Genomic DNA, 14,647 nt, shown 5'->3' with positions numbered 1-14,647 from the left:
GGCAGCGAGGCCGGTGATCTGCCACGCCCGAAACCAGAATCCGCGGCCGACACCGAAATCCATCAAGACCAACCCCGGATCGGTGGATCAAGGCTTAGGCGGGGCGGCGCAGGCGGTGCGGCTGGTACGCCGAGGCCTGGTCCACGTCTTCGGCGCCGCGCATGACCGGGACCGCGAAAGTCACCACCAGGCGGGCTTCGGCGGCGTCGGTGGACCGGATGGTCAGGCTCCTCGTGCCGGGCGGCACGGACGGCGTGAACACCTGAAGGTTCCGCGAACCCACGCTGGCGGTGTCCCGCAGTGTGTAGACAGTGCCCCAATGATCTTCGACGGCAATTTCGGGAACTGTCCTGCCGGCCGCGGACTCCACGTGGATATTGACCACCAGGCAGGTGCTCCAGACTTCCACGGACAGCACCGTGAAGTCTGCGGCCCTGGTCATATGAAGCCCGAACGTGGGCGGCAGGAGCATCTGGCGGAGGGTGCCTTTCGGTATCAGGTTTCTCATTTTCGACCCCAATTTTGCTAAGTGTGCTTTCAATTACCGCGCTACGATGACGCCCTGTCAAGATTCCCCGGGGATCCCGCGCCGCACACTGTGGAAAGCCGCACTGACCGGCGATAACGCATGCGGTGACGGCCGTCCGGGACTACGCTGCCGCCGTCGGCCGTTAGGCGAAGCCACAAGTGGGTACGCCGCTATCGATGCTTCTGCACCCGGCAGGCGGCACTCGGCGACGGGGTGATCGGTCTTGGAAACAGCGGGTTGAGGCAGGCGGTACGGGGAGCGGGGCCCACCACGCTGGAAGGGCTAACACCCGGCGGCATTGGGATGGCCCCCGGCGGTGCCGGGGGCCATCTTTACCGGGCGGGTCACCCGCAAACTGCCGATACGCTGACTGGCGCTGTGGCGTGCCCAAACGGCTAACCGCCCTAAGAAGGCAGATGAAAAAACAACGCGTCCGGATCCTCCCGGTACTGCCGTTCTAGCACTGTGCCGACGACGGTTCAAGGGTTCCCCGCCGGTAACTTTCCCGACGCAGGGCGGGGCGGGGCTACCCCGGTAGCGAACGGGCGGGCCCTTTGTCGGCAGGGGTCTATATATTGAAGGAATGACCCAGACTCCGCTGCAGGATTCCGCCAGTTCCTCCCCCGATTCCGACGCCGCCACCGCGGGCGCTGTCCGGCCGCCGGTCGCCAAGCAGGTCAGGCACGAGCGGACCCACCACGGCGACACCTTCGTGGACAACTACGAATGGCTGCGCGAGAAGGACTCCCCCGAGGTCGTGGAGCACCTGAAGGCCGAGAACGCCTACCAGGAGGCGGTCACCGCGCACCAGGAGCCACTCCGCGAGGCAATCTTCCAGGAAATCAAGGGCCGCACGCAGGAGACAGACTTATCTGTCCCGAACCGGAAGGACGGCTGGTGGTACTTCAGCCGGTCGGTCGAGGGTAAGGAGTACGGCATCCAATGCCGCGTCCGCGCGCAGGACACCCGCAACCCGGTGACTGACTGGACTCCGCCGGCGGTGCAGGCCGGCGTCGAGATCCCCGGCGAGGAAGTGCTGCTGGACGGCAACGTCGAAGCCGAGGGCAAGCCGTTCTTCTCTGTGGGCGGCTCGGCCGTCACGGTGGACGGGAACCTCTACGCCTACGCTGTGGACAACGCGGGCGACGAACGCTTCACGCTCCGCATCAAGGACCTGCGCACCGGCGAGCTGCTGCCTGACGTCATCGAGAACATCTTCTACGGCGTTAGTTTCTCCCCCGACGGCACCCGCATCTTCTACACCGTGGTGGACGATTCGTGGCGCCCCTACCAGGTCAAATCCCACATCCTGGGCACGCCCGTTACCGACGATGAGGTGATTTACCAGGAGGACGACGTCGCCATGTGGCTGGGCTTTGAGCTCTCCTCGGACAGGCGTCACCTCGTGCTGGGCATCGGCTGCTCCGAGTACAGCGAGACCCGCCTGCTGCGCTTTGATGACCCGACGGCGGCGCTCACCACCGTGATTTCCCGCGACGAACGCGTGCTCTACGAGGCCGAGCCGTTCCTGCTCGAAGGCCCTGACGGCGAAAAGTCCGAGCGGATCCTCATCACGCACAACCGGAACGCCGTGAACTCCATGGTCTCCCTCATTGACCCGGCCGAGCTCGCCAAGCCGCTGGCCGCGCAGCACTGGAGCACCGTCGTCGAACATTCCCACGACGTCCGCGTCAACGGTGCCGGCGTCACCGCCACACACCTGATCGTCTCTGTCCGCAAGGACACCATCGAGCGCGTGCAGGTGATGGGACTTTCCGGTCTGGGGACGCCCGCGCAGGAAGCCCCGGTGGAGCCCGCGTTCGACGAGGAGCTGTACACGGCCGGCGTCGGCGGTTCGGACTATGAGGCGCCGGTCATCCGGCTGGGCTACACCTCCTACTTCACGCCGTCGCGCGTGTACGACTTTGTCCTGCCCACCCCGGCGCAGCCCGCCGGTGAACTGCTGCTCCGCAAGGAAAGCCCGGTCCTGGGCGGCTACTCCGCGAGTGACTACGTGGCCACGCGCGAATGGGCCAACGCTACGGACGGCACGCGGATCCCGCTGTCCGTGCTGCGCCACCGGAGCGTAAAGCAGAATTCGACGGCGGCGGGCCTGGTCTACGGGTATGGCTCCTACGAGATGAGCATGGACCCCGGATTTGGCATCTCGCGGCTGTCCCTGCTGGACCGCGGCGTGGTGTTTGTGATTGCGCACATCCGCGGCGGCGGCGAACTGGGCCGGCACTGGTACGAGGACGGCAAAAAGCTCACCAAGAAGAACACCTTTACCGATTTTGTGGACGCCACCGACTGGCTGGCGGGCTCCGGCTGGGTCTCGCCATCGCGAATCGCCGCGCTGGGCGGCTCCGCAGGCGGGCTGCTGATGGGCGCCATCGCCAACCTGGCGCCGGAAAAGTACGCCGCCGTGGTGGCGCAGGTGCCGTTTGTGGATGCCCTCACCACCATCCTGGATCCGGAGCTTCCACTGTCCGCCCTGGAATGGGAAGAGTGGGGCAACCCCATCACGGACCCGGGCGTGTACCAGTACATGAAGTCCTATTCGCCCTATGAAAACGTTCATTCTGTGGCGTACCCGAAGATCGCCGCTGTGACATCCTTCAACGACACGCGTGTCCTCTACGTGGAGCCCGCCAAATGGGTGCAGGCCCTGCGGTCCGCGACGACGGGGTCGGAGCCGATCGTGATGAAGATCGAAATGGACGGCGGCCATGGCGGCGCGTCCGGCCGGTATGTCCAGTGGCGCGAGCGGGCGTGGGACTACGCGTTCATCGCCGATTCCCTCGGCGCCACGGAACTGCTTCCGGGGGCCGGCCTGCGGTAACACTGTGCCCGGCAGGCAGTACCCAAAAAAGCTAGCCATGCTTACTATGGTCTGATGTAGTGCTGTCCGCTGGGGGGCAGATCAAACCGCGTCGGAACTTGAGGTGACGTGAGCATGATTTCCCAGCGCAGCGAGGGCGGTGCCACAACCGGAGCCACGGGCACGGGCCTGCACTTGATCTGGCCGGCATTGTTTACCGACGCCACCGGTAGGGCGCGGCAATGTGCCGTTGCCCTCCCCGCCATTGCGGCCCTTCTGGCCAGCCTCACGTGGGCATCGTGGCCGGACGGCGGAACGTACCTTCCGGTCCAGGAGTACCAACCCAGCATGGTGCTGGTTCCCGCCGCCAACCCACATGAGCCCGCCATGCGAATTGCACCTGCCGGCTGGCAGAGTCCGGAATCGCACTGGGTATTCCCTTTCGACCCGCCGGATTCCCCGGAAGATGACGGCAACCAGGCCCTGGCGGTGACCACCGCCGACGGTTCAGTGACCTACAGCATGGAGTTCGCACTGGTCCGGGCCGAGGATGGCGAGCCGATGGAAACGAGGAATGAAGCGTACGCCTTCGCCAACTGCACGGGCTGCACGGCGGTGGCCGTGGGATTTCAGGTGGTGCTGCTAGAGGGACAAACCGATGTCATTGCTCCGGAGAACCTATCCGCGGCCGTGAACTATGACTGCGTCGAATGCCTCACCTATGCGCTGGCCAACCAGCTGGTTCTGACCCTAAACGACCCGTTGAGCGACGACGGATGGGCGCAGCTGTCGGCACTGTGGTGCGAAATCGACGAATACGGCGAGGACCTTCCGGACGTCCCCTTGTCCGAGATCCAGTCCCGGCTCGAGGCGTACAAGGGGCAGATCATCGCGATCGTCCAGGCCGACCCTGGTGACCCGGGTGACCCGGGTGACCCGGGTGACCCGGACGACGGCATCGCCACGTCCACTGAAACCGCTGCCCCCGCCACCGCAGAACCGACGCTGCCTGCCTAAGGCGCCCGCCGCCGTCGTCCGCTCCCAGCGTGGAGGCACCCGCGGTGCCACGGACCCGTTCCAAGGCGCTGGCCTGTGGTAACGCGTCAAGGATGCAGGGCTCAACAGCGCCGGCTTGGACCGGCCGCCCATAGCTGTGAATGCGTACTACCCAAAAAAACTAATCATGCTTATCATTGTGGCGCTGGGCATGGGAGTCGCCGCCACCAGCTAAGGAGCAGAAATGCCGCTGAGCAAGGGAACCGCCGTGGAATGGAACACGCCCCAGGGACCCACCCGCGGCAAGATTGTGGAGAAGAAGACCAGCGACTTCGAACTGGACGGGAACCAACACCGGGCCAGCGAGGATGAACCCCAGTACGTGGTGGAGTCCGCCAAGACCGGTGCCCGAGCAGCACACAAGGCGTCCGCACTGACCGAGACGAAGTAAGCCGTGGCCGGGCAGCATCACGACGTCCTCATCATCGGCGGCGGCAATGCAGGCATTTCCCTGGCGGCACGCCTGCACCGGTACGGCGTCAAGGATATTGCGGTGGTGGAGCCCAAGGACCACCACCTGTACCAGCCGCTCTTTTCCCACATCGCCGGCGGCAAGGCCAAGGCTGCGGAAGCCATCCGGTCGCAGGCCTCCGTCACTCCCCGGGGTGTGGAGTGGATCCGGGACGGAGCCTTGGTTATCAATGCCGCAGCCAACACGGTCACGCTGGACTCCGGCGAGCAGATCACCTACGGCCACGTGGTGGTCTGCCCGGGCCTGCAGCTGGACTGGGACAAGATTCCGGGGCTCGCCGCCGCGGTCCATTCCCCGTTCGGAGCATCGCACTACGAGTTCGGACTGGCCCCCAAAGCCTGGACCCTGCTCAGCAGCCTCAAGGCCGGCACCGCGGTGTTCACCATGCCATCCGGACCGGCCAAATGCGCCGGGGCCGCCCAGAAACCCATGTACCTGGCCTGCGACTACTGGAAGGAACTCGGGGTCCTCGCTGACATCCGGGTGCTCATGGTCCAGCCCTATCCCACCGTCTACGGCGTGCCCGGGGTGGACGATGAGCTCAACCGGAAAATCGCGGAGTACGGCATCGAGCTGCGCCTCAACAGCGACGTGACAGCCGTTGATCCCGCCGGCCAGACCGTGCTGATCCGCGACACCGCAGCCGGGACCACCGAGGAACTCCGCTACGACGTCCTGAACGCTGTGCCGCCGCAGTCGGCACCGGACTGGCTCAAGGCTACGGATCTGCCGGCCGCCGGCGATGAAGGCGGGTTCGTGGAGGTGGACCCGGAAACCCTCCGGCACCTCCGCTACCCGAACGTCTGGTCCCTGGGCGACGCCGCCGCAACCACCAACTCAAAGTGCGGCGGCGCGCTGCGCAAGCAGAGCAAAGTATTGGCGAAGAACCTCGTGGCTGCCCGGAAAGGTGCACCGCTGAAGGAGAAGTACAACGGCTACGCGGTGTGCCCGTTCACCGTTTCCCGCTCAACCGTCGTGTTTGCCGAGTTCGACGCCGCCTACCGGCCCATGCCCACTATCCCCAAGGTCCCCACGTGGAAAGAGAGCCGTGCGTCCTGGGTGGTGGACCGCGACGTTTTCCCGCAGGTTTACTGGAACCTGATCCTCAAAGGCCGGGCCTAGTGAGAGAGCGTTGGGGAAAAAAGCGCATCAAGTGAGGGAGCGTGTGAATTAGGCGGTCGATGGGCGGACGACGGCGGCAGTCGCCTCCGCGATGGCCTGCTCTTCGTCGGTGGGCACCACCAAAACGGGAATGGCGGACTCCGGTGTGGAAATCACCCTCGGTTCCTTGGAACGCTGGCCGTTCAGGCCGCCGTCGAGCTCTATGCCCAGCGCACCCAGTTTGTCCGCCACCAGGGCCCTGAACTGGTGTGAGTTCTCGCCGATGCCCGCGGTAAACACCAAAGCCTTCGCGCCGCCGACGGCCACGTGGTAGCCGCCGATGTACTTGGCCAGCCGGTAGGACGTGACCGCGAGCGCCATGGACGCTTTGGCATCACCGGCCTCGGAGGCTTCCACCACGGACCGCATGTCGTTGTTACCGGCGAGGCCCTTCAGCCCGGATTCGCGGTTGAGCATGGTGTCGATGTCCTCCGGGGTCCAGCTGGCCCGGCCCAGGAACACGAGGATGGAAGGGTCCAGGTCGCCCGAGCGGGTACCCATCACCAGGCCCTCGAGCGGGGTGAAGCCCATGGACGTGTCCACGGATTTTCCGCCCTGGATGGCCGTGACGGAGGCGCCGTTACCCAGGTGCGCGATGACGCCGTCGAACTCTTCCACCGGCACATCCAGCAGCGCTGCGGCGCGGTGCGTGACGTATTCGTGGGAGGTGCCGTGGAAGCCGTAGCGGCGGATTCCGTGCTCAGTGTAGAGCGAGTCCGGGACGGCGTACCGCCAGGCGTGCTCGGGCAGGCTGCGGTGGAAGGCGGTGTCGAACACGGCAACCTGCGGCAGGTCCGGCCACTTTTTGGTGATGGCGCGGATGCCCAGGACGTTGGCGGGGTTGTGCAGTGGCGCCAACGGGTTGAGGCGCTCGATGGCGCGGGTGATCTCGTTGTCGATCAGGACGGGTTCGGCGAACCGCTCCCCGCCGTGCACTACCCGGTGGCCGACGGCGCCCAGCTCCAGGTCGCCGAGCTCGGCGTGGATGGCCGCGTCCACCTGCTCCAGCGCCTCCGCATGGTCCCGGGGACCGTCAATTTCGCCGTCGCCATCGCCGCCGTTGCCCATACCGATCTTCTCGATCAGCCCCTCGGTGAGCACCCTGCCGGCCGCGACGTCGCGGACCTGGTACTTGAGCGAAGATGAGCCGGAATTGATGACGAGTACAAGCATGGGGCCTCCTGAGCCTCTGTGGCGTGGTTACTGCCACTATATGTACTCGTTGCGTCGGCGGCCGAAGCCTGCATAGAGTCGGCAGACACGTTGCACCACGCAGAGAGGGACTTCCATGCCGAACGACACCACTCAGCCCGATAACACCAACCCGGACACCGACACGCCGGATTCGGCAAACACCGGCGGAACGCAGGACCCCACCGGCGTCGCGGGCGCCAACCCGGCCCTGGACGACACCGGAAAGCCCAAAGCCGGGGAAACGGGCGAGGCCGCGGAACAGCCCGAGGATCCGCAGAACCTGGACCTCACGCCGGAAGGCCTGTCCGATGAGCCGGCCAAGCAGGAGGACCCGGACAGCGTCGCCAAGCCCGAGAACAGCTAACCGCACCAAAAAGCAACGCCGGCTCACTCAATGCCCAATCCGGGCTCCGGAGAGGGCGTTAAGTGACCCAGGGTTGCAGTTGTGCGTCCGTTAGGAAACGGCCGCCGGGCGCACTGCAGTGGCCGGGTCCACGGCCTCCACGGCGATGAGGACTATCCCCAGGTCGCGGACCTTCGCGAGCACCCCGTAGAGCGCCGCCTGGTCCGCGATGCGCCCGCAGAGCTTTGTGGTGCCGTCGGCCTCGTGGGTCACCGTGAGGTCATCGAACCAGGCAGACCAGTGCTGGTCGAGGTGCCCGCCGATACGAATCTCGTACTCGGCGGGCACCTGTTGTTTCGGGGACGCACTCACCGCGTCTTCACCCGGGCCGCCGTCGCACTGCTCCGCGCCGCCGTGGTGCGCAGCCCGCTCCAGAGCGAGTAACCCAGCCCGATCAGGGCGACGCCGGTGGGAATGGCGAACAGCCTTTCGTTGAGCTGCGGCAGCAGCGGGATGGCGAGCGTCGCCACGGACCCGGTGGCAAGCAGCGCCGCTGCCCAGCGTGCCACCACCTTCGCGCGGAACAGTGCGACGCCGAAGACGAGTCCGCCGCCCAGGAACGTGACGGCGGAGGCCAGGTTGAGGACCGGCATCAGGCCGATGTCGCCGTGCACCGGCTCCCCCAGAATCAGGGCAAAGACGTCGTTGACGTAGCCGGGGTTGCTGCGGGCGAGGGTGGGAAAGACAACCGTCCCGATGACTTCGACGCTGGTCATGATCACGTAGCCGGCGCCGAACAGGAGGTAGCCAACCAAACCTAGCACTCCGGCCTGCGTCACCTGGCGCAGGTACATGCCGGTGATGCCGAGGAGCGCCAGCCCGGCCATCAGGATCTTCAGGCTTTGGCGGACCGTGTACTCGGTGGTGGTGGCGAACCCGGCGTCCAGGTGTGGGTGATTGATCTGGACGCCGATGAACAGCAGGCCTGCGGCGGCTGCGGACAAGCCGGCCCAGCGGGTGAGTTGGGTGGTGGTGACGGACATGGTGTGGCTCCCTGGGTTTGCTGCGGCGGCGGTGCGCTGCCGGTTAACTCCAAGGTAGGGACCGGAGGGGTGAGCGGGCGTCACCCCATGATGTGACTGACAGGGTGAAACCTGGGCGGTGCGACTGCGGCGTGCTACGGGATTATGTCCCTCTGGAGTCGTTTGAGCTTTCCAGCGATCCATCCAATGAGGAGGAGCATCGTCTCGTTACGGTGATTGCTCAACGCACAGGCATGACGGGCCTGTGCTGGTGACTCTTCCACTGCGGACTGACCGGACGTAGGCTGTGGATCGGAGAGCCGGGAAGCCTGGTCGGCCCGAGGGTCAGCGTGCCCGCGGAACGCCGTGGCGACCGCCTCGGTCGTTGTCACAGGACCGAGGGAAACGGGACCCGCCATGACATCAGCAGCAGATCCGGTCATTGACGCCACACGGCTCGTGAAGACTTTCGGCAGGACGCGCGCCTTGGACGGCCTTGATCTGCACGTCGGTCCGGGCGAGGTCCACGGATTTCTTGGCCCCAACGGGGCCGGCAAATCAACAACCTTGCGGGTGCTCCTCGGGCTCATCCGCCCAACCTCGGGAGCGGTGCGGGTGTTCGGGCTGGATCCCTGGCGGGACCCGGTCCGCACCCACCGGGACATCGCCTATGTTCCCGGGGATGTGAGCCTGTGGCCGAACCTGTCGGGCGGGGAAGTCATTGATCTGCTCACCGGATTGCGCGGCGGCTCCGAGGAGCGGCTGCGCCGGGACCTGATCGCTGAGTTTGAGTTTGATCCGCGGCGCAAGGCCCGGACGTATTCGAAGGGCAACCGGCAGAAGGTGGCACTCATCGCGGCGTTCGCTCGCCCGGCCCGGCTCTATTTGCTCGATGAGCCCAGTGCCGGACTGGACCCGGTGATGGATTCGGTGTTCCGCCGGCAGGTCCAGCGCGTCAGCGCTGACGGTGCGACTGTTCTGCTCTCCAGCCATATCCTCAGCGAAGTCGAACAGCTGTGTGGCCGGGTGACGATCATCCGTTCGGGCCGGGCCGTGGAATCGGGGACCTTGGCGGAGCTGAGGCATCTGAAACTCACCCATTTCCGCGTCGAGGGGGCTGATGCTGGCACGCTGGCAGCCCTGCCCTGGTTGCAGGGAGTCCGGACCGAAGGGGATGTTGTCGAGTTTGACGTGGACGCTGCCGACCTCAAAGCTGTGTTGGAAGCGGTCTCGGCGGCTAGGATCAGCGGCCTGAATGTTTCCCCACCATCGTTGGAGTCCCTGTTCCTGAGCCATTACAGCGACTCCAGCGGCAAGGTGCTCTGATGGCCGCGATCATGAGCCTTGTGCTGGTCCAGGCACGCAGGGACCGGATGGTCCTGACCGCCTGGATCCTGGGCATCGCCTTTCTGGGATTCGCCGTGGCAGGTGGGGTGGCCACAGAATTCGCGGACCAGGCCGACAGGGCGGCGATCATCAGTGTGGCGGCGGTGAGCCCGGCGTTCCTGTTCGTCCGCGGCCTGCCCGACGGGACCGGTATCGGTGCGGTGGTCTTCTTCCAGGGCTACGCCTTCACCGCCGTGCTCGCAGGACTAATGAGCACGTTTCTGGTCATCCGACATACCCGTACCGATGAAGAGCTCGGCCGCGCGGAGCTCATCGGGTCCGTGCCGATCCCGCGGGCCGCGTCAATGACAGCAACCCTTCTTCTGGGGACAGCCGCGAACGTGGTGCTGGCTCTGTGCGTGGCCGCAGGTTTCGCCGCAGCCGGGCTGCCCGGACCCGGGGCGCTTACGGCCGGGGCCGCCGTCGGCGCTGTCGGGGCCTTTTTCGTGGCCGTCGCCGCGGCCATCGCGCAGGTCATGCCCTCAGGGCGGGCCGCCAACGGCGCAGCAGCGGGCCTGGTCGGGGCAACATATTTCCTTCGCGGTATCGGCGACGCGTTCGGCACCCCGAGCGCCGACCTGACCCAGGTCACCAGCGGATGGGTCTCGCTGCTCTCGCCCATCGGCTGGGGCCAACGCTCCCGGCCGTTCTCAGCCGCCGATCCCGCGCCGCTGCTGGTCTTGATGGGGGCGGCCGCCGCCCTGGCCGTGACCGTACTCGTGATCAGAAGCGGCAGGGATCTGGGCGCCAGCCTGCTGCCTGAACGTGCGGGCCGAGAGCGTGCCGGCGCCGGGGGCGGCTCGTTCCTGGGCTTGGCTTGGCGACAGCAGCGGCCCACCCTGATGGGCTGGTGCTTCGCCGCGGCCCTGCTGGGAGGCATCGCCGGTGGGCTCGGGCCCGTGGTCACAGACGTGATTGGCGGCAATGAATCGCTCCGGGAGCTGATCGCACGGCTTGTCCCGGGCAGCCGGGCGGAGATCATCGATGTGTTCACCGCTGCCCTGCTGGGCATCGCCGGTGTCCTGGCCGCAGCCGCCGGCATCCAGGCGGTGCTGCGGCTCCGCGCAGAAGAAGCTGAGGGCCGGGCCGAACTTCTCCTGGCCACGCCCCGCTCCCGGGCACGGTGGCTTGGCGCAAACCTGGTCCTCGCGGCGGCCTCGGTGGCGGTCGTGGCCGTCGTCGCCGGGACCGCAGCGACCATCGGCCTTAGTCTCTCCGGCATGGCGAACGGCCCGCCGGGCCTGCTGGTGGCTGCCGCCTTGGCGCACGCCCCGGCCGCCGCTGTGTTCGTCGCGGCAACGGCGGTCCTCTTCGCAGCCGCGCCCAGGTTGAGTATTCCGCTGGGGTGGGGCATATTGGCTGGCGGCCTGGTCCTGGGTCAGCTCGGTGAACTGCTGCGCCTGCCCGCCTGGCTGCAGGACATGAGCCCGTTCCGGCACTCCGCGGCGATGCCCGTCGAGCCATTCGACCCCGCAGCCGCCCTGATCATGACCGCTATCGCCCTCGCCGGGGCGGGGATTGCCGCATACCTGCTCCGGCGGCGCGACCTCACCGCATGAGGCCAAGTCTCGGACAAGTGGTGCCCGTAAGGTGAACCAACGCGAACGTACCTCGTCAGGGGTAGATATTGCGTGCGTTCCGCGACGACCCTAGTTCAAAACCTACATCGCTGAAACCCCATGCCAGGGCCGATAAGTCACAGCAGGCCGCGGTCGTGCGCCCGGCCGACCGCCGACCGGCGGCTGGTAACGCCGAGTTTGGTGAAGATGTGCTTGGTATGAGTGCGCAGGGTGTTGTGCGAAATGAACAGCGCGCGGGCGATCTCCGGCCCGCTCAGCTCGCTGCCGAGGAGCCTGAGCACCTGCAGTTCCCGCTCGCTCAGCGGGTCAACGTACGACGGCGGCCGCTCCCCTGATTGCGAAGGTTCCGGTCGCGGGGATTGCGACTGCCGGGGTTCCGTTTGCGGACCGGCACCCGCGGTGAGCACGCGCTGAGCCCTGGCGGCAGCCCCGCCGTCGTGCGTTCCCACACTGTTTGCCTCACCGGCTGCACCACGCAGCAGCTCCAGCATGGGCGCCCCTTCGTCGAGGAACAGCCGCACGTATTGATCCGGTTCGGGGGATCCCGTCAATGCAGCGCCGAGCGCTTCCTGTGCCTCGCGGCGATGGCCCAGGACGTGGTGTGCCAGAGCCTGGAGCATGTGGATCTCCACCACGCTGCCCGCACGGCCGGATGCCGCGGCGCTCGCGAGCAACCGGTCCAGCAGGTCGATGACTCCCCCGGCGGCTCCGCTCTCCGGCTCGGCCCGCTCCTGCGCCATCAGCAGGCGAACCAGGGTGAGGTGGCTGTACTCCTGCATGTAGCTAACGCTGTCGGCGGCAGCAACCCCGGCCGCTCGTGCCCATGTGGCGGCCGTGGAGAACTTGCCTTGCCGTATCCAGACCCGGGCTTTGATGGCCGGGATGGGGCGCACATCCGGAAAGAACCCCGGCCGGAACAGCTGCTCCGCCTGGTCCAGGTAGCTGATGGCGCCGTCCGGGTTGCCCTCGTCCTGGGCCACCAGCGCCGTCGCCACGTACCACCGGTAGCGGCTTTCGGTCATCGGGCCTTTCGCCACAAACGCGGCGGCGGCCTCAAGGTGCTCCAGGGCGGCGCTGAGGTCGCCGGCCTGGCGGCAGATCTCGCTGAGTGCCACGTGCAGCTCAGCGCTCGCGCGCACCAGTGATTCTCCCTGGGTTTCGGCCTGCTGCAGCGCGAGCTCGCAGATTCGGTGCGCCTCACCGGACCGGCCTGCCACCTGCCACATGTCGGCAAGGATGACGGTGCTGCTGAGCTCGTCCAGCAGGTTTCCAGCCGCGCGCAGGCTGGTAACAGCCAGCGTGAAGGTCTCCAGCGCCCCCGGCACATCGCCCTGCGCCCACGCAGCCAGTCCAAGGAAGGCGCCCGCCGCGCCACGGGCAAAGTGGTGGTTGGGGCCGGCCAAATCAAGGGCCTTCCGGGCGTGGGCCGTCGTGCCGGCCACGTCCCCCATGGCCTGCGCCAGCGAGGCCCGGTACATGGCGATGGTCGCCGGCAGCATCCCGAGCTCCTCGGGATCAACGGAGGGATCAACGGAGGGATCAACGGAGGGATCAACGCCGGCAGGCTCGGTGCTGGCGGGCTCCCTGCCCGGCAGTGAGCGCTCCGCGCCTGCCAAGGCCCTCTCGGCGTCGTCGAACCGCTGTTCCACCCCCGACAGCTCACCGGCCGCCATCAGCATCCCGCCGTAGAACACGCTCAGCACGGCGCTGCGCCGGATGGCAGCATCCGGCAGTGCCTTCAGCCAGCCGAACAGCACTGCGTCCTGGCGGCTGCGCCGGAGCACCGGCACGGCCAGCTCCACCAGACGGGCAGCGCGGTCAAAGTCCCGGCCGGCCAGGGCGTGCCGGACGGCATCTTCAAGGTGTCCCTGGGACTCGTGCCAGTGGCTGGCGCGCTGATGCAACAGCGGAATCCGCCCTGGCTCCTCGCTGAGCAGGCGGCCCCGCAGGACGTCGGCAAAGAGGTGGTGGTAGCGGTACCACTCGCGGTGATCGTCGAGCGGGATGACAAAAAGGTTGGCGCGCTCCAGGGTCACCAGCATGCCGCCGCCGCCAGAGCGGCCGGTCACGGCATCACAGAGCGGGCCGGTCAGCCTATCGAGGACCGCGGTGTGCAGCAGGAAACTGCGGACGGCGTCCGGCTGCCGCTCCAGCACTTCCTCCACCAGGTAGTCCACGATGTAGCGGTCGTTCCCGGCGAAGCGCTCAATAAAACCCTCGACGTCGTCACGGCCCCGGAGCGAGAGGGCGGCGAGCTGGAGCGCGGCAATCCATCCCTCCGTCCGCTCATCCAGCGTGGACACCTGCCCTGCACCCAGGTCCAGTCCGGCCACGTCATTGAGGTAGGCGGCCGTCTCGTCCGGGGTGAACCGCAGGTCGGCGGCGCGGATCTCCACCAGCTCTCCGCTGACCCGCCAACGGGACAGCGGCAGGTCAGGGTCCGAACGGGTACTGAGCACAACATGGACCTGCGGCGAAAGGTGTTCCAGGAAGGACGCCATGCCGGTACCTACGCCGTGGCCGTCCACAGCGTGGTAATCGTCCAGCACCAGCCACACGTCCCGGGGCACTGCCGCGAGGTCGTTCACGAGCGAAGTGAGGACAAGTTCGGTTGCCAACGGCGTGGACGCGATAAGCTCCAGCGCCGCGGAACCAACGCCGGGCACCGCGCTTCGGAGCGAGGTGGCAACGCAACTCCAGAACGCGGCCGGCTCGCTGTCCGCCGGATCCAGCGAGAGCCAGGCAACGCAGCGGTCCGGTCCGGCTGCCTCAGCCAGCCAGTCGGCCAGGAGGGCGGTCTTCCCGAACCCGGCCGGCGCGGACACCAGCGTCAGCCCGGATTCCGCGCCGAGGCGCAGTTTCTCCCGCAGCCGTGGGCGTGCCACAAAACCCCGGCGCGGCGCGGGGACATAAAACTTGGTGGCAGCAATCGAGCGTTTCATCTGCTCCCGCTCCCGCCCATGCGGCGGCGACACAGAAGCTCAGCCAGCTGCCGCCGTCGAACGTTAACCCCTAAACGGCCGCCGGGCCGCCCCCAACGCGGGGTCACTAAATGCCCCATTTGGGCTCCGGAAAGGGCATTA

12 protein-coding genes are annotated in these 14,647 nt (G+C 66.9%); 7 read left to right on the top strand and 5 right to left on the bottom strand.

Going from position 1 to position 14,647, the window contains the following annotated elements:
- Window positions 1-94 precede the first annotated feature (94 nt).
- Window positions 95-508 (bottom strand): hypothetical protein, encoded by a 414-nt coding sequence (locus tag ABIB27_RS12870; RefSeq protein ID WP_354217760.1) that lies wholly within the window; start codon window positions 506-508, stop codon window positions 95-97.
- A gap of 604 nt (window positions 509-1,112) precedes the next feature.
- Between ABIB27_RS12870 and ABIB27_RS12865 the strand changes: the two genes are divergently transcribed.
- The 4 genes from ABIB27_RS12865 (at window position 1,113) to ABIB27_RS12850 (ending at window position 6,000) form a co-directional block, all read left to right on the top strand.
- A complete protein-coding gene (locus ABIB27_RS12865) occupies window positions 1,113-3,371 on the top strand; it encodes a S9 family peptidase (RefSeq protein WP_354253969.1) in 2,259 nt (752 codons plus the stop codon).
- Between the two features lie 108 nt (window positions 3,372-3,479).
- Window positions 3,480-4,367, top strand: coding sequence for a hypothetical protein (locus ABIB27_RS12860; RefSeq protein WP_354253967.1), 888 nt, complete (start codon window positions 3,480-3,482; stop codon window positions 4,365-4,367).
- Between the two features lie 223 nt (window positions 4,368-4,590).
- On the top strand, window positions 4,591-4,797 hold the full coding sequence (locus tag ABIB27_RS12855) for a hypervirulence associated TUDOR domain-containing protein (RefSeq protein ID WP_354217763.1): 207 nt from the start codon (window positions 4,591-4,593) through the stop codon (window positions 4,795-4,797).
- Between the two features lie 3 nt (window positions 4,798-4,800).
- A complete protein-coding gene (locus ABIB27_RS12850) occupies window positions 4,801-6,000 on the top strand; it encodes an NAD(P)/FAD-dependent oxidoreductase (RefSeq protein ID WP_354217764.1) in 1,200 nt (399 codons plus the stop codon).
- 48 nt (window positions 6,001-6,048) lie between these two features.
- On the opposite strand, the gene ABIB27_RS12845 is transcribed toward ABIB27_RS12850, so the two are convergent.
- Entirely contained in the window at window positions 6,049-7,212 is a 1,164-nt protein-coding gene (locus ABIB27_RS12845) for an acetate kinase (RefSeq protein ID WP_354217765.1), read from the bottom strand.
- Between the two features lie 115 nt (window positions 7,213-7,327).
- Here ABIB27_RS12845 and ABIB27_RS12840 point away from each other — a divergent pair, with 115 nt between their 5' ends.
- Window positions 7,328-7,597: a hypothetical protein gene (locus ABIB27_RS12840; protein ID WP_354253965.1), complete on the top strand. Its 270-nt coding sequence runs from the start codon at window positions 7,328-7,330 to the stop codon at window positions 7,595-7,597.
- A 90-nt stretch (window positions 7,598-7,687) separates the two neighbouring features.
- Here the strand turns inward: ABIB27_RS12840 and ABIB27_RS12835 are convergent, their stop codons facing one another.
- Entirely contained in the window at window positions 7,688-7,948 is a 261-nt protein-coding gene (locus tag ABIB27_RS12835) for a DUF8691 family protein (RefSeq protein ID WP_354217767.1), read from the bottom strand.
- Complete coding sequence (locus tag ABIB27_RS12830; RefSeq protein ID WP_354217768.1) at window positions 7,945-8,619, bottom strand: hypothetical protein; 675 nt, start codon at window positions 8,617-8,619, stop codon at window positions 7,945-7,947. Before ABIB27_RS12830 ends, ABIB27_RS12835 begins: the two co-directional genes overlap by 4 nt.
- 396 nt (window positions 8,620-9,015) lie before the next feature.
- On the opposite strand from ABIB27_RS12830, the gene ABIB27_RS12825 reads away from it, so the two are divergent.
- Window positions 9,016-9,924 (top strand): ABC transporter ATP-binding protein, encoded by a 909-nt coding sequence (locus ABIB27_RS12825; protein WP_354253963.1) that lies wholly within the window; start codon window positions 9,016-9,018, stop codon window positions 9,922-9,924.
- Complete coding sequence (locus ABIB27_RS12820; RefSeq protein ID WP_354253962.1) at window positions 9,924-11,543, top strand: ABC transporter permease; 1,620 nt, start codon at window positions 9,924-9,926, stop codon at window positions 11,541-11,543. The genes ABIB27_RS12825 and ABIB27_RS12820 overlap by 1 nt, the downstream gene beginning before the upstream one ends.
- Before the next feature lie 137 nt (window positions 11,544-11,680).
- Here the strand turns inward: ABIB27_RS12820 and ABIB27_RS12815 are convergent, their stop codons facing one another.
- On the bottom strand, window positions 11,681-14,506 hold the full coding sequence (locus ABIB27_RS12815; protein WP_354253961.1) for a winged helix-turn-helix domain-containing protein: 2,826 nt from the start codon (window positions 14,504-14,506) through the stop codon (window positions 11,681-11,683).
- Window positions 14,507-14,647: the final 141 nt, after the last annotated feature.

It is taken from the genome of Arthrobacter sp. UYEF21 (assembly GCF_040546085.1).
In the GTDB taxonomy this organism is placed as follows: domain Bacteria; phylum Actinomycetota; class Actinomycetes; order Actinomycetales; family Micrococcaceae; genus Arthrobacter.
The sequence above is the reverse complement of the archived record's forward strand: the minus strand, read 5'-3'. Positions and strand labels throughout refer to the sequence as shown.